The following is a 17,201-nucleotide window of genomic DNA, read 5'->3' as shown; positions in this document are numbered from 1 at the left end:
GTGCGCCGAAGCGGGCGCATCCGCTGAATTACCGCCATCAGGTGGGCAGATCAGGCACCGATGGTGCTCACGAGCACACCGCCATCGGCCTGGCTGACGTTCCAGACACTGCCGGCTCCGAGCACGCGGAGGGCCCCCTCTCCGACCACGAGCACGGTGTTCTCGTCGATGGCGAGGCCGCCGTCGATGAGTCCGGCCTCGGTCGCGGCGATCAGCCGGGACAGGCTGCCGGACTGGGCGGCGTGCACGTCCACCGTCACGTCGAGCAGTCCGATGCCCTGGGCGAGGGTGATCTCGTCGAGGCCCTCCGACACATCCTGGGGCGTGACCTCGACGCCGCCGATGCGCCAGCCACCGATCAGGGCGCGTTCGGCGGCGATCATGGCGCCGGCCGAGAAACCGAGGTAGGGCACGCCGGCCGAGACCTGGCGGCGAATCTCCCCAGCGATCGGCAGCAGTGCGGCGAGATAGTCGGGGGTCACGCCGCCGCCGATGATGATGCCGTCGACCGCGGACACGGAGGTGAGGGCCGCGACGTCGCCGGGGGCGAGCACGGTCAGTCGAGCCTGCGCGGTAAGCCCGAGAGCAGCGGCCAGTTCTTCGGCGTGGGCTGAGCCCGGGCCGACGGTGATGATCGCCACGATCGGTTCGTCGCGGTCGGCTGTGAAAGCCTGAGCCGTGACCTCGGACAGGAACGTCGCGAAGACCGCAATGTCGCTCTCGGCGTCTCCCCCGCCGCCGACCAGGTGCACGCTCATGCGGGCACCCCATCCGTCAGGTCGGCGAGCGCTTCGGGCGCAATATCCTCGGGCGCACCCGGCACCGGCGGCAGCGCCGACCAGGGGAACACGATCCACCTGTCGGTTTCGCGCCAGGTGAAGTCGGGCACGTGCACGGTGCGCGGCTTGGTGTAGAGCGTCGCGGTGCGCACCTCCATGGCGGTCTCGCCAAGCAGGCGCATGACGAGCGCGAGGGTGTGGCCGGAGTCGGAGACGTCGTCGACCAGCAGCACCCTCTTGCCGGCCAGGGCCGGTGCGTCGAGCATCGGCGCCGACAGCACCGGCTCGGGCAGGCGCTCGTCGATGCCGGTGTAGAACTCCACGTTAATGCTGCCGCAGTTCTTGGTGCCGAGCGCGTAGGAGATGGCACCGGCCAGCAGCAGGCCGCCGCGGGCGATGGCGATCACGACATCCGGGTGAAAACTGCTCTCGCGCACTCGGGTCGCCAACTCGCGCGACGCTTCAGCGAAGTCGGTCCACTGCAGAATTTCGCGGTCAATAGCGGGCGAAGTGGGCACGGCCTCGGCATCAAGTGTCATTCATCAATGCTAGCTAGATCCCGACCCGTTACGCACACAGCGGATGCCGCGCTGCCAGCTGGCAGCGCGGCATCCGCTCTGAAAAGAACAGCGCTACAGCACCTGCCGCTGATCGACGCCGTTATAGGCCGACAGCGGACGAATGAGCGCGTTGCTCTTCTTCTGCTCCATAATGTGCGCGGTCCAACCGGTGATGCGCGCCGCCACGAAGATCGGCGTGAAGGTGAGGGTGTCGAACCCCATCAGGTGGTACGCCGGGCCCGAGGGGTAGTCAAGGTTCGGCAGAATCGCCTTGCGGTTCGTCATCGCGCTCTCGAGGGCTTCGTACAATTCGAGCAGTTCCGGCTTCTGGTAATGCTCCACGAGGGTGACGAGCGAGGCCCGCATCGTCGGCACGCGCGAGTCGCCGTTCTTGTAGACGCGGTGCCCGAAGCCCATGATCTTGCGCTTCTCAGCGAGCGCCTTCTCCAGCCACGGTTCGGCCCGCGCCGCCGACCCGGCTTCGAGTCCGATCTCGGCGAACGTGTGCATGACGGCCTCGTTAGCGCCACCGTGCAGTGCACCCTTAAGAGCCCCGACCGCCCCGGTCACGGCCGAGTACAGATCGGACAGGGTGGACGTGATGACCCGAGCGGTGAAGGTCGACGCGTTGAAGGAGTGCTCGGCGTAGAGGATCATCGACACGTCGAAGGCGTTAACCACGACGAGTTCCGGCACCTCGCCGAAGGCCATGTGCAGAAAGTTCGCCGAGTAGCCGAGATCGTCGCGGGGCTCGACCAAATCGAGGCCGTGCCGGCGACGCTGGTCGTAGGAGACGATCGCCGGCAGCTGGGCGAATAGACGAATCGACTTGGCGAGGTCGGATTCCGGCGATGGAATCTCGGCGTCGGGGTCGCTCGCACCGATGACGCTCACCGCGGTACGCACGACATCCATCGGGTGCGCGGTCAGCGGCAGCTCGTCGATGATGCGCTTGACCACCGGGCTCATGTGCCGCAGCGAACGTTCGAGTGCCTCGAAGTCGGCGAGCTGTTGGTCTGTGGGCAGTTCGCCGTGCCAGAGCAGGTAGGCGACCTCTTCGAAGCTCTTCTTCGCCGCGAGTTCCTGCACCGGGTAGCCCCGGTAGAGCAGCGAGTTGGTCTCCGGGTTGACCTTGGAGACCGCGGTCGTGTCGACGACGACGCCGGTCAGTCCCTTATAGATGTGTGGTTCGACAGTTTGGGTGTCAGACATTGTGCTCCTTTAGGCCTGCGTCGAACTGGGCGTCGAAATGTGCGGGTTCAACGTGAAATCGAAGATACCCGAATCGAACTGACTGTACGACGCATAATCGAGCAACTCGTACAGGTCCGCGCGGTGCTGCATTTCCGGCAGCATCGTGGTGAGCGAGCCGGTCTCTTCGATCGCGTCGAGTCCGCGGGCGGCCGAGCCCATAGCCAGGCGCAGCAGCGACACCGGAAAGATCACCAGGTTCATGCCCACGTTTTCGAGCTGCTGCACGGTGTACAGCTCGCCCTTGCCGAACTCGGTCATGTTCGCGAGGATCGGCACCGACACCGCAGCGCGAATCGTTTCGAACTCGGCCAGGCTGCCCATCGCTTCGGGAAAGATCGCGTCGGCCCCGGCATCCTGCAGCTGTTTGGCGCGCGTGACGGCCGCGTCCAGCCCGTCGACGGCACGGATGTCCGTGCGCGCCATCACGAGAAAGTTCGGGTCCCGCCGCGCGTCGACCGCTGCGCGGATGCGTTTGATCGCGGTGTCGGCATCCACGACCTGCTTGCCGTCGAGGTGGCCGCAGCGTTTCGGGTTGATCTGGTCCTCGATGTGCATGCCGGCCAGGCCGGCGTCTTCCAGGGTCTGAATCGTACGCGCCACGTTCATCGGCTCACCGAAACCGGTATCGGCGTCGACGATCGCCGGAAGATCGGTCATGCGAGCGATCTGCTGCGACCGGCTGGCCACCTCGGTGAGGGTGGTCAGGCCGATGTCGGGTAGGCCGAGGTCAGCCGAGAGCACGGCGCCCGAAATGTAGACGCCCTCGAACCCCTTCTGCTGAATGAGCTTGGCAGACAGGGGGTTGAACGCGCCGGGGTAGCGCAAAATCTTGCCGCTTTTTAGGCCCTGGCGCAGGGCAATCCGCTTGTCGGCGGCGGTCGTGCCGGCGTACAGCATTAAAAGATTCCGTTCGGCGTGGCGACCCCGGAGAGCAGTCCGGGCTTGGCCACGATGGTCAGGCCCCCGAGGTCGGCAGCACCAAGCTCGGGCAGGCGCTGGGCCAGCGCGAGGAAGCGTTCGATCTCGGACACCTCCATCACCGGCGCGGCCAGGGTGCGGAACTTGTTGATGTACTCCGCGCGGGCAAACGGGCGAGCGCCAAGTGGATGCGCGTCGGCGACGGCGATCTCGTCGACCAGGCGGGTTCCATTGGCCAGTTCGATCTCCACGCGACCGCCGAAGGCCTTCTCGGCCGGGTCGAGGGAGTGGTAGCGACGCGTCCACTCCGCATCTTCGGTCGTGGTGACGGTGTTCCAGAGGGCGATGGTGTCGGGTCGACCCGCGCGCTCGGGGCTGTAGGAATCGACGTGGTTCCAGGTGCCGTCCTGCAGCGCCACCGTGAAGATGTACGGAATGGAGTGGTCGAGGGTTTCGCGGCTGGCGGTGGGGTCATACTTCTGCGGGTCGTTGGCGCCGGAGCCGATCACGAAGTGAGTGTGGTGGCTGGTGTGGATCACGACGCTCTTGATCGCACCGGCCACGAGCAGCTCGGGGTGCTCGTTGTGCAGCTTGCGAGCGAGATCGATCCAGGCCTGCGCCTGATACTCGGCCGAGTGCTCCTTGGTATAGCTGTCCAGGATCGCGCGCTTGATGCTTCCGGGTTTGGGCAGCGATACGTCGTAGGAGCCCTCCGGTCCGTCGAGAAGCCAGGCGATGACGCCGTCTTCGCCCTCGTAGATGGGCGTTGGGCTGGTCTCGCCGCGCAGGGCCCGGTCAACGGCCTCGACGGCCATCTTGCCGGCGAATGCCGGGGCGTGCGCCTTCCAGCTGGAGATCTCGCCCTTCCGTGACTGGCGGGTTGCGGTCGTGGTGTGCAGCGCCTGGCCGACGGCCTGGAAGATGACCTCCTTGTCGAGGCCGAGCAGGGTGCCGATGCCGGCGGCCACGGACGGGCCGAGGTGGGCAACGTGGTCGATCTTGTGGGCGTGCAGGCTGATCGACTTCACCAGGTCGATCTGAATCTCGTAGCCGGTGGCGATGCCGCGAATCAGGTCGCTGCCGGTCAGGCCGCGAGAGGCGGCGAGGTGCTGGGCGACGGCAATGATCGGGGGGATATTATCACCCGGGTGCGAGTACTCGGCGGCCAGGAAGGTGTCGTGATAGTCGAGTTCACGCACGGCGACGCCGTTCGCCCAGGCTGCCCATTCCGGGGACACCCGGCGAGCCGGCGCGAGGCCGAACACGGTCGCGCCGTCGCCACCGTTGGAACGCGGGTGCGCGAGTGCCTGCGAGCGAGCGGCGATCACTGGACGACGGGTCAGGCTGGCCGCGGCAACGGAGGCGTTGTCGATGACGCGGTTGATGACCATCTCGGTCACTTCCTCGGAGACCAGGGCGGGGTCGGCGGCGACCTCGGCGATCTTCCAGGCCAGCTGGTCCTCGCGGGCCAGATTCTCGTCGCTCTTGTGAACTCGAACGTGGTGCAGTTGCACGGTGGATCCCTTCGTTAGTCGGCCGGAGTCGTTAATCGACAAGAGCCGGATTGACACCAATTGCCGAGTCCTCGTCGATCGTCGCGAGGACGCTCAAGAGGCTTTGGTGAAGATGAATATGGGTGGCATGGGCTGCCAGCGACGGGTCGCCGGCGATGATGGCGTCGATAATCAGCAGGTGCTCGGACGCTGCGGCACGAAGCCGCATCGGATTTCTCCGGGCCAGCCGACGGATACGGGCCAAGTGGGTGCGTACGGCGCGCAGGGCGCCGACGAGAAAGGGGTTTTCAACGGCCGCGTCGACGGCATCTTCGAGCTCGTCGATCAGCACGTAGTATCGGTGCACACCGATATCGCCCTGGTCCAGCAGCTCCGGCGCCGTCACAAATGCGTCGCGCAGCTTCAGGAACGGTGCGGGTTCGCGCCGAGTCGCGGCCAGGCGGATCGCCTGCACCTCGAGCGCCTGGCGCAGTTCGTACAGTTCGGAGATGCTGTCGACGGAGATGTCGGTCACTTCGAAACCGCGGCCGCGACGGCCGACAACGAGACCGTCGGCGATCAACCGGGCGACCGCTTCGCGCAGCGGGGTGCGGGAGACGCCGATGCGCTCGGCTTGTTCTACTTCGAGCAAGGCAGCGCCGGGGGCGAGGAGGCCGTTGAGAATCTCCCCGCGCAGCTGACGGTACGCCCGCTCGCTAGCTCGAAGCGGTACGTCTAACCCCAACATTGCGGTTTCTGTATACACAAGAGCGATCCTATTCCACATAGCTGGGTTATATGCAATACTTCAACCACTCTTTGTATACAGAGGCACTTCGATGGAGAAGGTAGACATGAACGGCGAATCAGGTGAGGGCTACCGGGAGGCCTGGCGACGCAGCATTTCGTCGCCGGAGGACTTCTGGCTTGAGGCCGCCGAGGGTATCGACTGGATCACGCAGCCGACACGTGCACTCGCCGTCAACGGCAAAGCTACCGGAAGCTGGTTTCCCGGGGGAATGCTCAACACGAGCTACAACGCCCTCGATCGGCACGTTCTGGCTGGCCGGGGCGCCCACACGGCACTCATCTACGACTCCGCCATGACCGGCACCCGGGTTCAGCTGAGCTACCTCGAGCTGCTCGGCCGCGTCGCCAGATTCGCCGGCGTTCTCCGCGCCAACGGCGTCGGCACCGGAGACCGCGTCATCATCTACCTGCCGATGATCCCCGAGGCCGTCGTCGCCATGCTCGCCTGCGCGCGCATCGGGGCTGTGCACTCGGTCGTGTTCGGAGGTTTCGCCGCGACCGAACTGGCCGTACGCATTGATGACGCCCGCCCGAGTGTCATCGTCACGGCATCCGGCGGTCTGGAACCCGGCCGCGCGGTGGAATATCTGCCGCTGGTCGAGAAAGCGCTCGCCCTCAGCCAGGGCTCGGTGCACACGGTGATCGTACGCAACCGGGACAGCATTCCCGGGTCGGCAGCCGACTACCAGAAAGCGGATGCCGTCTGGCTCGACTGGGCCGACGAAGAGGCCACGGCGGCACCGGCCGACCCGGTGGCCCTGCGCTCCGACGACCCCCTGTACATCCTCTATACCTCCGGCACGACCGGCAAGCCCAAGGGCATCATCCGCGACAACGGCGGCCACGCCGTCGCCCTGAACTGGTCGATGCGCAATGTCTACAACGTAGGCCCCGGCGACGTCTACTGGGCTGCGTCCGATGTCGGCTGGGTGGTCGGGCACTCCTACATCGTCTACGCACCGCTACTGGCGGGCGCGACCACGGTCATCTACGAGGGCAAACCGATCGGAACGCCCGACGCCGGTGCGTTCTGGCGCGTCGTCGACGAGCACAAGGTGAAGGTGCTGTTCACCGCGCCGACCGCCATTCGGGCCATCCGCCGCGTCGATCCCGACCTGCTCGAGCTGAAGAATCACGACGTGTCCAGCCTGACCAGCCTGTTCCTGGCCGGCGAGCGCCTCGACCCCGAAACCTTCCACTGGGCCAATAACGGGCTGCACTGCCCGGTGGTCGACCACTGGTGGCAGACCGAAACCGGCTGGCCGATCTGCGCCAACCTGCTCGGCATCGAAGAGTTGCCCACGAAGCCGGGTTCGGCCACCGTTCCGGTTCCCGGGTATGACATCGCCATTCTGGACTCCAAGGGCAAGCCGATCGAAAAGATCGGCAAGGACGGCAACATCGCCATCCGCCTTCCGCTGCCACCCGGGACCCTGCTCGGGGTCTGGGGCAGTGAGGAACGATTCGAAAGTTCCTACCTCACCGCTTTTCCGGGTTACTACGCCACCGGTGACTCCGGTCATTTCGACGCGGACGGCTACCTGTTCGTGATGGGCCGCACCGACGACGTCATCAATGTGGCCGGGCACCGACTGTCGACCGGCTCTCTCGAAGAGGTGCTCACGCTGCACCCGGCCGTCGCCGAGTGCGCCGTGCTCGGCGTGCACGACCCGCTCAAGGGTCAGCGTGCCGCTGGATTCGTTACCCTCAAAGCCGGCAGTACGGTGCAACACGACGTACTCGCCGCAGAACTCGTCGCCCTCGTCCGGGAGCATGTCGGCCCGGTCGCAGCGTTTCGCGACGTCACCATACTCGACCGACTGCCCAAAACGCGGTCGGGCAAGATTCTTCGCAAAACCATTCGGCAAATCGTCGATGGTGAAGAATATTCCGTTCCCCCCACCATCGAAGACCCCACCGTTCTTGACGATCTGAAACGAGCGCTGTCAGCATCCGTTTCCTAACCCGGTCACGACCACTCTCCACCCCCACCGCGCACCCACACTTTTTCCGCAAAACCCGAATTTTCCGTCCCTGAGGCAAGGAGGCCCCATGAGTGAAGCAGTGAAAGACGCCCCACCGAAGTCCCGTATCGACTACGAGGCGTTTGAGAAGACCCCCCGTTTTCTCGAGTTGAAGCGCACTCGCAACAAGTTCGTCGTACCAATGGCCATCTTCTTCTTCGTCTGGTACATCGCCTACGTTCTCGCAGCGGCCTACCTGCACGACTTCATGGCCACGCCGGTCTTCGGCAGCATCAACATCGGTCTGCTCCTCGGCCTCGGCCAGTTCGTCACGACGTTCGCCATCACCATGACGTACGTGACCTTCGCCAACCGCAAGATCGACCCCCGCACCGAAGAACTTCGCCTTGAACTCGAGCGGATGGAACAGCGATGAACGCACTGCATTTTCTGGCCACCGCGGTCAAACCGGTTGAGAACAACCCGGTCCTGAACATCTCGATTTTCCTGGCCTTCGTGGCGGTGACCCTGATCATCGTCATCCGCTCCGGCCGCAACAACAAGACGGCGGCTGATTACTACACGGGTGGCCGCTCGTTCACCGGACCGCAGAACGGGTTCGCCATCGCCGGCGATTACCTGTCGGCGGCATCGTTCCTGGGCATCGTCGGCGCAATTGCCGTCAGCGGCTACGACGGATTCATGTACTCGATCGGATTCCTCGTCGCCTGGCTCGTGGCCCTGCTGCTGGTTGCGGAGCTCATGCGCAACACCGGCAAGTTCACCATGGCCGACGTGCTCTCCTTCCGGTTGAAGCAGGGCCCCGTGCGCGTGGCAGCGGCGACGACTACCCTGGCCGTCTGCTTCTTCTACCTGCTCGCCCAGATGGCGGGAGCCGGCGGACTCGTGTCGCTGCTTCTCGGCATCAACGACAAGCTCGGCCAATCCATCGTGGTCACCGTCGTCGGCGCGCTCATGATCGTCTACGTACTGGTCGGCGGTATGAAGGGCACCACCTGGGTGCAGATCGTCAAGGCGTTCCTGCTCATCATCGGTGCGTTCGCGATGACCATCTGGGTGCTGGCGATCAACGGCTTCAGCCTGTCGAACCTGCTCGACAGCGCCGTCGCAATCTCCGCCTCGGGCGCCGACATCCTGGCTCCGGGGTTGAAGTACGGCGCCAACCCGCTGGACTTCATCTCCCTGGCTCTGGCCCTCGTTCTTGGAACCGCCGGCCTGCCGCACGTGCTCATGCGGTTCTACACGGTTCCGACCGCGAAGGAAGCTCGTCGCTCGGTGGTCTGGGCCATCTGGCTCATCGGCGCGTTCTACATCTTCACGCTGGTGCTCGGCTTCGGTGCCGCGTCTCTCGTTGGTGCTGACACCGTTCTCGCCGCTCCCGGTGGAGTGAACTCAGCAGCCCCGCTGCTCGCGCTCGCTCTCGGTGGTCCGCTGCTGCTCGGCTTCATCTCGGCCATCGCGTTCGCGACGATCCTGGCCGTTGTGGCCGGCATCACCATCACGGCTGCAACCAGCTTCGCGCACGACATCTACGGCTCCGTCATCAAGAAGGGCAAGGGAAACCCCGACGACGAGGTCAAGGTCGCTCGTCGCACCGTGATCGTGATCGGTATCCTGGCCATCGCCGGTGGTATCGGCGTGCAGGGGCAGAACATTGCCTTCCTGGTGGCCCTGGCCTTCGCCGTCGCGGCGAGCGCCAACCTGCCGACCATCCTCTACTCCCTGTTCTGGCGTGGCTTCACCACCCGGGGCGCGGTCTGGAGCATGTACGGCGGACTCGCCTCGGCCGTGCTGCTGATCATCTTCTCGCCGGTGTTCTCCGGTACGGAGACCTCCATGTTCGGTGCTGACGTGAACTTCGCGATCTTCCCACTGAGCAACCCCGGCATCGTCTCGATCCCGCTCGGATTCTTCCTGGGCTGGCTCGGATCGGTCACCAGCACGGTGAAGGAGAGCCCGAAGCTCGCCGCCGAGATGTCGGTGCGTTCGCTCACCGGGCATGGCGCCGAGAAGGCTGTCGAGCACTAACCCCCGCAGTGCAACGAACGGGCCGGCCAGGATGCACATCCTGTCCGGCCCGTTTGCTGTGCCCCGCGGGAGGCGGAATTCCCGCGCACTGGCTCAGGTCCAGCGCGGCGCGTCGCGTGGGAACCCGCGGCCCCCGGTTAGTCCTCGCGCACCTTTAGGGGGCCGCGGGCGACGCGGGTCGACGATGCCTGGGCGACCGGCTTGATCACGATCAGGTCGAGGTTCACGTGCGCGGGGCGCTCAACGCTCGACACGATCGTCTCGGCGATGTCCTCCGCCGAGAGCGGATCGGGAACGTTCTCGTAGGCCGCGAAGGCCTTGTCGGCGTCGCCGTCGAAGCGAACCAGGCCGAACTCATCCGTTCTGACCATGCCCGGCGCGATCTCGATCACCCGAATCGGCTCCCCCGAGAGTTCGAGGCGCAGCACCTCGGTCATGGCGTGCGCGGCGAACTTCGCCGCGTTGTAGCCGCCGCCGCCGAGGTAAGCCACGTGCCCGGCAATCGAGGTGATGTTCACGATATCGGCCGATCCGGCCCCGGAGGCCATACCGGCGCGCAGCAGCGGCAGAATGGCCGTGGTGACCCGCTTGACGGCGAGCACGTTGATCTCGAACATCCAGGCCCAGTCTTCGATGCTTCCGGCCTCGACCGAGTCAAGACCCTTGGCGCCGCCGGCATTGTTGACGAGGGCGTGCACCGGGCCGCTGGCGGCGAGGTAGTCGCGCAAGGCGTCGACATCCGCCTGCACCGTGAGGTCGGCGGTGAAGACATCCGCTCCGGTTTCGGCCTGCAGCGCTTTGAGACGGTCGGCCCGCCGCGCGACCCCCACCACGTTCCAACCATGCTCCCGGAACAGGCGTGCCGTCGCCGCTCCAATTCCTGAACTTGCTCCGGTCACAACCACTCGTCGAATACTCATTTCTCCATTGTGGCGGGAGAATGGTGTCAATGAGCGCACTGGACACCACCACTCCACCACAGAAGCGTCGCGTACCCCTCTGGGACAACGCGCGCTGGGTGGCCGTCACCCTCGTGCTGATCGGCCACGCGATTCTCAAACTCATCGGCGAAGCCGATGTCGCCTACACGCTGTATCTGTTCATCTACGCCTTCCACGTGCCGGTTTTCGTGGCCGTGAGCGGCTACTTCGCCAAGTCGGGACCGCCAAACGCACGGCAGATGCACCGGCTGCTCACCGACATCGTCTTTCCCTACCTCATCTTCGAGACGATCTGGACGGTGCTGCGCTGGATCCTCGGCGGCAAGTTCGTGCTGGATTACTCCACAGCGAGCTGGACGCTGTGGTTTCTGCTCGCCCTGGTGATGTGGCGGATTGTCATGCCGTACCTCGTGTTCCTGCGCTATCCCCTCATCATCAGCATTATTATCTCGATCGGGGTCGGCTACCTGCCGAATATAGACGGTACGTTCGCCCTGTCCCGCACCCTCGGGCTGCTGCCGTTCTTTGTTTTTGGCTGGAAACTGCGCCAGTGGCTGCTGACCGACACCTGGCTCGAGCTCCGCAACGGCCTGGTCTGGCGCTGGCGGGCCGGCGCGATCGGGCTGTTCGCCCTGCTCTACCTGGTGATCGCGTTCAATATCGACGCCCTCCGCACCCTGCAGGTGCGCCGATTCCTGCTCTATGACGAGGGGTACGCGACGTTTGACTATTCCGCGTGGTGGGCTGGCGGCATCCGTTTGGCCGTCATGCTGCTCGCGTTTGCGCTCATCGTGGCATTCCTCATGCTGATTCCGCGGCGCAGGACCTGGTTCACCGAGCTGGGCGCGGCGACAATGTACATCTACCTGCTGCACACCTTCGTGCTATACCCGCTACGGGAGACGGGTGTGCTTGACGGTCCACAGCCCGCGTGGGTGTTGCCGGGCATGATCGTGCTGAGCGTGATTACCTCCATCGTGCTGTCGCTGCCCGTCGTTCGACGGCTGGTTCAGCCCCTGGTCCAGCCGAAAGTACGGTGGCTGTTCCGGGAGACGGCGACGACGCCGACCGGCACGATCGTGTTGCCGCATGACAATCGCACGTAAGCGCTCGCACAACATGACGTTGTGTTTCGCCCGCTCTTGCACGGCCATTCGGGCATCTTTAGGCTCGGGGCCAGAGCGCTGGAGAGTCCGCGCTGAATGACGCGGAGGCTATCGTGACCGACAATTCTTCATCGTGGAAGTTTGAGACCAAGCAGGTTCATTCAGGCGCGCGTCCCGACCCGGTTACGAACGCTCGAGCCACCCCGATCTACCAGACCACGTCGTACGTGTTCAACAGTGCGGAGCACGCCCAGAATCTGTTCGCGCTGGCCGAGTTCGGCAACATCTACACTCGCATCCAGAACCCCACGCAGGCCGTCGTCGAGGAGCGCGTCGCGGCGCTCGAGGGCGGAACCGCGGCGCTGCTGCTGTCTTCCGGCCAGTCGGCATCCACGTTTGCGGTGTTGAACATTGCGCAGGCCGGTGACCACATCGTGTCGTCGAGCTCGATCTACGGCGGAACCTACAACCTGTTCAAGTACACCCTGGCCAAGCTCGGCATCGAGGTCACCTTCGTCGAAGACCAGGATGACGCGACCGAATGGCAGCGCGCGGTGCGCCCGAACACCAAGCTGTTCTTCGCCGAGACCATCGGCAACCCGCGCATCAACGTTCTCGACATTTCCCTGGTAGCGGATGTCGCCCACGCCGCGGGTATTCCGCTGATCGTCGATAACACCATCGCCACCCCGTACCTGATTCGCCCGTTCGAGCACGGCGCCGACATCATCGTGCACTCGGCGACGAAGTTTCTCGGCGGTCACGGCACCATCATCGGCGGCGTGCTGGTCGACGGCGGCAAGTTCGAGTGGTCGAAGAACGTCGAGAAGTTCCCGGGCCTGACCGAACCCGACCCGTCGTACCACGGCGCCAGCTACACCACCGCGGTCGGCGACGGCATCGCCTACGTCATCAAGGCGCGTGTGCAGCTGCTGCGCGACCTCGGCAGCGCTATCGCCCCGGCGAGCGCCTGGCAGCTCATCCAGGGCATTGAGACCCTCAGCCTGCGCATCGAACGCCACGTGCAGAACGCGCAGGACATCGCCGAGTGGCTCGACAACCACGACGACATCGCCTCGGTGAACTACGCCGGACTGCCGTCGAGCCCCTGGTATGCCAACGCCAACAAGTACGCCCCGCTCGGCGTCGGTGCTGTGCTCTCGTTCGAACTCAAGGGCGGTGTCTCGGCCGGCCGCGCCCTGGTCGACAACCTGAGCCTGTTCAGCCACCTCGCCAACATCGGTGATGTACGCTCCCTGGTGATCCACCCGGCGTCGACCACGCACGCCCAGCTCACCCCGGAGCAGCAGCTCACCGCCGGCGTCACCCCCGGCCTGGTGCGCCTCTCGGTGGGTATCGAGAACGTCGTCGACCTCAAGGCCGACCTCGAGGCCGGTCTGGCCGCCGCCCGCGCCGTCGTCAAGCGCGACCGCGCCGACGCCTAAACCAAATCGGCCCAGCCCGGGCGTACGACGTAACATGCGCCCGGGCGGTTCATTCGACCGACAGAATGGACCTGTATGGAATGGCAATCGTCAGCAGACACGGTCCCGTCGAGCTTCATCACCGAAGCCCAGGCGCGCTCGGTACTCGGCAAGCCTCCGGCGACCGGAGCCTGGCGCGACGGCGACCCAGTGGGACACCGCCAGTTTCAAAACCTCGGCCCGCTCAGCTTCGAGGCCGGCGGCAGCCTTCCGGCAGCCCGCCTCGCTTACGAAACCTGGGGAACCCTGAACCCGGCCGCCGACAACGCCGTACTCGTGCTGCACGCCCTCACCGGTGACAGCCACGTGGTCGGCGCTCCCGGACCCGGCCAGGAGACCGGCGGCTGGTGGGACGGTATCGTCGGCCCCGGACTGGCCATCGACACCGACCGGTGGTTCGTCGTGGCGCCGAACATGCTCGGCGGCTGCCAGGGCAGCACCGGGCCGGCCTCGCTCGCACCCGACGCGCTGGAGTGGGGCATCCGCTTTCCCTATCTCACCATTCGCGACCAGGTCAGCGCCCAGCGCGTGTTCAGCGACCGGCTCGGCATCGAACGCTGGGCGGCCGTCATCGGCGGATCCATGGGCGGCATGCACGCCCTCGAATGGGCGATCGAGACCCCCGCCCGGGTCGAACGCCTGATCATTCTGGCGGCGCCGCCCGTCACGACCGCCGACCAGATCGCCCTCAACTCGGTGCAGATCGAGGCCATCCGCACCGACCCGGCCTTTCGAGCCGGCGACTACTACGACGAAGCGGATGGCGACGGCCCAACCCGCGGGCTGGCCCTGGCCCGCAGAATGGCCCTGCTCAACTACCGAAGCCCGGCCGAGCTGAACGCCCGCTTCGACCGGGGCTGGCAGAGCGGCATCAGTCCGCTCGGCGCCAACGGCCGCTTCGCCGTTGAGTCGTACCTCGACTTTCACGGCAACAAATTCACCCGACGCTTCGACGCCAACAGCTACATCGTGCTGGTCGAAGCCATGAACTCCCACGATATCGGTCGCGGTCGCGGCGGCGTCGCGACCGCCCTGGGCCGGATCAGCGCCCGCTCGGTCGTCGTCGGAATCGACAGCGACCGTCTCTTTCCGGTGGATGGCCAGCGCACCATCGCCGCGCATCTGACCAACAATATTGATGGACCCACCGCGGTCGTGCTGGAATCCGGCTATGGTCACGATGGTTTCCTCATTGAGAACGAGGCAATCGGCGCCCAGATTCGACGGGTGCTGCACTAGGGCGAACCCGCGCGCGCGTCGCCCGGTATGGTGCTGATAGAACACGTTCATTTCCAAACCGGACAGGCCCCCATGCAACGCATCCTCAAGGAGCGCGACCGCCTCCTGCGCAGAGCGGTGCAGGCAGCCGGGCTCGTGGGTACGGCCACGACGCTGGCCTGCCTGCTGGTGCCGGGCGGGCTGGAGGCCGACGCACGCCTCTGGTGTCTTGTGCTCGTGCTGTTTCTGGCCGTTGGACAATACTTGCTCGGCAGCACCGGGGCGCTGCGCTGGGCCGTTCTGACCGTGCTCAGCGGAGAAGCGATCATACTCATCGTGGGCTTCGCCAGCCATCCGGGTGTTCCCCTGAACCTGATCGAGGAGAGCGTCATCGGCATGGTTTCCACCGCGCCGATGTGCGCGGTCGCGGCCGTGCTGCTGACCAGCCCCCGCCGGATACTGCTGCTCGTGGCGAGTTTCGCAGTCACCATCGCGAGTGTGGCCGTCGTGACCGTCAATGCGCCCGACCGCACGGTGCTGCTGGCGCTGACCGTGAGCATGTGGCTGGCGTTCACGCTCGCTGCCTGGTGGATCGCGCAGAGCGTGCCCCGGGTGATGCACCGCATCGCCGCGATCGGCCGCGCCCACCGGGCCGAGCGGTACGCGAGCGAGCTGGAAGCGCAACGCCGTCAGGACGCCCGTCTGCTGCACGACACGGTGCTCGCCACCCTCACCCTGCTGGCCCACTCCGGCGTGGGGGTGAGCCCGATCGCCCTGCAGAAGCAGGCCGGTGATGACGCACGACTCCTACGCCAGCTGCGCCTCGGCGGCCTGCCGACGCCCCGTCGCTCCGGGGTCTACAGCCTGGAACCGGCGTCGGTGCTCTCCCTCGGCGACACCCTCGACGCCGTGCGCCAACGCTTTGAACGCATGGGCCTCACCGTCAACTGGCACGGCAGCGGGCAGGTGCAGCTATCCAGCAACGTACTCGATTCCTTTCTGCTGGCCCTCTCCGAATGCCTCGAAAACGTGCGCCGTCACTCCGGTGTCGACCACGCCGACGTGACCATAACAGATGACGCCCGCACTGTTCGCGCGATGGTCACCGATACCGGGGTCGGCTTCGACCTCGGCCAGGTGGGAACGGAGCGCCTCGGTGTGGCCGAATCGGTGATTGCCCGGCTTCGGGATGTCGGCGGCAACGCCCGCCTGTTCTCCTCGCCCGGCGCCGGAACCACGGTTGTGCTGGAGGTTCCCAAGTGAGCCAGTTCAATGACACCGCGCCCATCGCCACCCACCCGCGGGCCCGCGGTGTGGGTTCGCGTCTGCTCGGCGGATCATCCGAACGCAGCTGGCCACCGGCATCCGCCGCGCATCGCACCCGCGCCGACCTGTTGCCGCTGCGGTTTCCCCGCACGATTCTGCGCGGTGACGGCCGCATCACCGTCTTTCGGTCGGACCAGAACGGTTTGGGTGCCCGTCACCTCGGTATCGGCATGAGCATCAGCGGGGCCTTCATCGCGGTGTTCCTGCTCGCGCGCCTGATCATTGAGTGGGACCCGGCGCACATTCCGGTGCTGAGCATTCTGGCCTGGGTCATTCTGCTGGCCACCGCGGTGGCCGTTCACCTCGCGGTACACAAACTGGCCTCCCTCCTGCCGCTCTGGTTGTTCCTGGCGGCCCTGGGCGCCTGTGCGGTCGTGGTGGCGCTCGATCTGGCCGGATCCTCGGGCGCGACCGGCGCGGGAAACTTTTCGACCGCGGCACCCGCCGTCGGCGCTTTTCTGCTGTCGATCGTGACCCTACGCGAGACCGGCGAAATCACCATGGCCACCGTGGCCCTCGGTCTGGCGATGAGCGCGGCGACACTGTTCGAAACGCGCGCCGACCTGCTCACCCTCGGCCCCGACATCCTCTCCATCGCCCTCGCTGTCGCACCACCGCTGGTCGGTGCGAGCATCGTGCAGGCGTTCCGGCGCATGGTGCAGCGCGAACTCGACCTCGTTCTGGTGCAGAGCACGGTCTCCCAGCCACGATTCGCGGTCGGGATGCTTGCCTCCGAGCAGCTGGCCCGGCTCGACCTCGACGCCGAGACCCTGCTCGACGATGTTGCCCAGGGCCGCACCGCACTGCCACTGACGCCGTCGACGGCGACCACGGCGGCCTCCCTGGCTACCCAACTGCGCTTGCACCTGATCGAGGGGCGCACTGAAACCTGGCTGCACCACGCCATCACCGAGAGCGAATTTCTCGGTCCGGTCGTCGCGCTCAGCGATCCGGCCGGTCTGGCCGGACTGCTCTCCCCGCCGCAACGCGATGGGCTGCTGCTGACAATTTGGCTGCTGATCGGGGATACGGCCAGGTCGGGGACATCCGTTTCGCTGCGCCTTGGACCGATTGCCCCCACACATGGGGCGGGTCCGCACCGCAAGGTTCGTTTCCCCATCGAATTGACTACAACGGGGGTCGCCCGGCGGCGTGTCGATCCCGAAACCTGGCAGGCGATTCGTGCGGTTGGCCCGCATGTGGACTCAAATCGGGCCGGGAGCCTGCGGGTAGACATCGAGTGCAGTGGCGACAATCCAGCGGATGCCTAGTATTGGGGATTTAGGCGATAGGGTGCAA

15 protein-coding genes are annotated in these 17,201 nt (G+C 65.7%); 8 read left to right on the top strand and 7 right to left on the bottom strand.

All coding sequences use genetic code 11. The features are described from left to right. Positions 1-50 precede the first annotated feature (50 nt). The 6 genes from E3T35_RS16840 to E3T35_RS16815 all read right to left on the bottom strand — a co-directional run bounded on the left by E3T35_RS16840 (position 51) and on the right by E3T35_RS16815 (position 5,752). On the bottom strand, positions 51-758 hold the full coding sequence (locus E3T35_RS16840) for a Type 1 glutamine amidotransferase-like domain-containing protein (RefSeq protein ID WP_134380183.1): 708 nt from the start codon (positions 756-758) through the stop codon (positions 51-53). After that, entirely contained in the window at positions 755-1,318 is a 564-nt protein-coding gene (locus E3T35_RS16835; RefSeq protein WP_134380181.1) for a phosphoribosyltransferase, read from the bottom strand. Before E3T35_RS16835 ends, E3T35_RS16840 begins: the two co-directional genes overlap by 4 nt. 93 nt (positions 1,319-1,411) lie before the next feature. Then, entirely contained in the window at positions 1,412-2,551 is a 1,140-nt protein-coding gene (locus E3T35_RS16830; RefSeq protein WP_134346258.1) for a bifunctional 2-methylcitrate synthase/citrate synthase, read from the bottom strand. Positions 2,552-2,560: 9 nt separating this feature from the next. Beyond that, a complete protein-coding gene (gene prpB, locus E3T35_RS16825) occupies positions 2,561-3,490 on the bottom strand; it encodes a methylisocitrate lyase (protein ID WP_092340579.1) in 930 nt (309 codons plus the stop codon). Next, on the bottom strand, positions 3,490-5,025 hold the full coding sequence (locus E3T35_RS16820; protein ID WP_134346257.1) for an MmgE/PrpD family protein: 1,536 nt from the start codon (positions 5,023-5,025) through the stop codon (positions 3,490-3,492). Before E3T35_RS16820 ends, prpB begins: the two co-directional genes overlap by 1 nt. 31 nt (positions 5,026-5,056) lie before the next feature. Then, a complete protein-coding gene (locus E3T35_RS16815) occupies positions 5,057-5,752 on the bottom strand; it encodes a GntR family transcriptional regulator (RefSeq protein ID WP_134346255.1) in 696 nt (231 codons plus the stop codon). A gap of 106 nt (positions 5,753-5,858) precedes the next feature. On the opposite strand from E3T35_RS16815, the gene E3T35_RS16810 reads away from it, so the two are divergent. The 3 genes from E3T35_RS16810 to E3T35_RS16800 all read left to right on the top strand — a co-directional run bounded on the left by E3T35_RS16810 (position 5,859) and on the right by E3T35_RS16800 (position 9,827). Continuing rightward, positions 5,859-7,778 (top strand): AMP-binding protein, encoded by a 1,920-nt coding sequence (locus tag E3T35_RS16810; protein WP_134380179.1) that lies wholly within the window; start codon positions 5,859-5,861, stop codon positions 7,776-7,778. A gap of 88 nt (positions 7,779-7,866) precedes the next feature. After that, positions 7,867-8,214 carry a DUF485 domain-containing protein gene (locus tag E3T35_RS16805; protein ID WP_092340576.1) on the top strand — a complete coding sequence of 116 codons (348 nt, stop codon included), beginning with the start codon at positions 7,867-7,869 and terminating at the stop codon, positions 8,212-8,214. After that, positions 8,211-9,827, top strand: coding sequence for a cation acetate symporter (locus E3T35_RS16800; protein WP_134346251.1), 1,617 nt, complete (start codon positions 8,211-8,213; stop codon positions 9,825-9,827). The genes E3T35_RS16805 and E3T35_RS16800 overlap by 4 nt, the downstream gene beginning before the upstream one ends. 137 nt (positions 9,828-9,964) lie before the next feature. Here E3T35_RS16800 and E3T35_RS16795 read toward each other — a convergent pair whose 3' ends face one another. After that, positions 9,965-10,747, bottom strand: coding sequence for an SDR family NAD(P)-dependent oxidoreductase (locus E3T35_RS16795; protein ID WP_174777111.1), 783 nt, complete (start codon positions 10,745-10,747; stop codon positions 9,965-9,967). Positions 10,748-10,776: 29 nt separating this feature from the next. On the opposite strand from E3T35_RS16795, the gene E3T35_RS16790 reads away from it, so the two are divergent. The 5 genes from E3T35_RS16790 to E3T35_RS16770 all read left to right on the top strand — a co-directional run bounded on the left by E3T35_RS16790 (position 10,777) and on the right by E3T35_RS16770 (position 17,173). Further along, positions 10,777-11,874, top strand: coding sequence for an acyltransferase family protein (locus E3T35_RS16790; RefSeq protein ID WP_241988894.1), 1,098 nt, complete (start codon positions 10,777-10,779; stop codon positions 11,872-11,874). 113 nt (positions 11,875-11,987) lie between these two features. Further along, positions 11,988-13,319 carry a bifunctional o-acetylhomoserine/o-acetylserine sulfhydrylase gene (locus tag E3T35_RS16785; RefSeq protein WP_134380175.1) on the top strand — a complete coding sequence of 444 codons (1,332 nt, stop codon included), beginning with the start codon at positions 11,988-11,990 and terminating at the stop codon, positions 13,317-13,319. A gap of 75 nt (positions 13,320-13,394) precedes the next feature. Beyond that, positions 13,395-14,597: a homoserine O-acetyltransferase gene (locus tag E3T35_RS16780; RefSeq protein ID WP_134380173.1), complete on the top strand. Its 1,203-nt coding sequence runs from the start codon at positions 13,395-13,397 to the stop codon at positions 14,595-14,597. Positions 14,598-14,669: 72 nt separating this feature from the next. After that, the gene (locus E3T35_RS16775) at positions 14,670-15,839 is read left to right on the top strand and encodes a sensor histidine kinase (protein WP_134380171.1); all 1,170 of its coding nucleotides are present in this window, start codon (positions 14,670-14,672) and stop codon (positions 15,837-15,839) included. Continuing rightward, complete coding sequence (locus E3T35_RS16770) at positions 15,836-17,173, top strand: hypothetical protein (RefSeq protein WP_134346241.1); 1,338 nt, start codon at positions 15,836-15,838, stop codon at positions 17,171-17,173. The genes E3T35_RS16775 and E3T35_RS16770 overlap by 4 nt, the downstream gene beginning before the upstream one ends. Positions 17,174-17,201: the final 28 nt, after the last annotated feature.

The sequence above is a fragment of the Cryobacterium sp. TMT1-2-2 genome, assembly GCF_004403505.1.
GTDB classification, from domain to species: Bacteria; Actinomycetota; Actinomycetes; order Actinomycetales; family Microbacteriaceae; genus Cryobacterium; species Cryobacterium flavum.
The sequence above is the reverse complement of the archived record's forward strand: the minus strand, read 5'-3'. Positions and strand labels throughout refer to the sequence as shown.

Excerpts from the sequence above, each read along its gene's own strand:
- E3T35_RS16840 (WP_134380183.1), bottom strand. The coding sequence starts at position 758 with ATGAGCGTGCACCTGGTCGGCGGCGGGGGAGACGCCGAGAGCGACATT.
- E3T35_RS16835 (WP_134380181.1), bottom strand. The coding sequence starts at position 1,318 with ATGACACTTGATGCCGAGGCCGTGCCCACTTCGCCCGCTATTGACCGC.
- E3T35_RS16830 (WP_134346258.1), bottom strand. The coding sequence starts at position 2,551 with ATGTCTGACACCCAAACTGTCGAACCACACATCTATAAGGGACTGACC.
- prpB (WP_092340579.1), bottom strand. The coding sequence starts at position 3,490 with ATGCTGTACGCCGGCACGACCGCCGCCGACAAGCGGATTGCCCTGCGC.
- E3T35_RS16815 (WP_134346255.1), bottom strand. The coding sequence starts at position 5,752 with ATGTTGGGGTTAGACGTACCGCTTCGAGCTAGCGAGCGGGCGTACCGT.
- E3T35_RS16810 (WP_134380179.1), top strand. The coding sequence starts at position 5,859 with ATGAACGGCGAATCAGGTGAGGGCTACCGGGAGGCCTGGCGACGCAGC.
- E3T35_RS16805 (WP_092340576.1), top strand. The coding sequence starts at position 7,867 with ATGAGTGAAGCAGTGAAAGACGCCCCACCGAAGTCCCGTATCGACTAC.
- E3T35_RS16800 (WP_134346251.1), top strand. The coding sequence starts at position 8,211 with ATGAACGCACTGCATTTTCTGGCCACCGCGGTCAAACCGGTTGAGAAC.
- E3T35_RS16795 (WP_174777111.1), bottom strand. The coding sequence starts at position 10,747 with ATGAGTATTCGACGAGTGGTTGTGACCGGAGCAAGTTCAGGAATTGGA.
- E3T35_RS16790 (WP_241988894.1), top strand. The coding sequence starts at position 10,777 with ATGAGCGCACTGGACACCACCACTCCACCACAGAAGCGTCGCGTACCC.
- E3T35_RS16780 (WP_134380173.1), top strand. The coding sequence starts at position 13,395 with ATGGAATGGCAATCGTCAGCAGACACGGTCCCGTCGAGCTTCATCACC.
- E3T35_RS16775 (WP_134380171.1), top strand. The coding sequence starts at position 14,670 with ATGCAACGCATCCTCAAGGAGCGCGACCGCCTCCTGCGCAGAGCGGTG.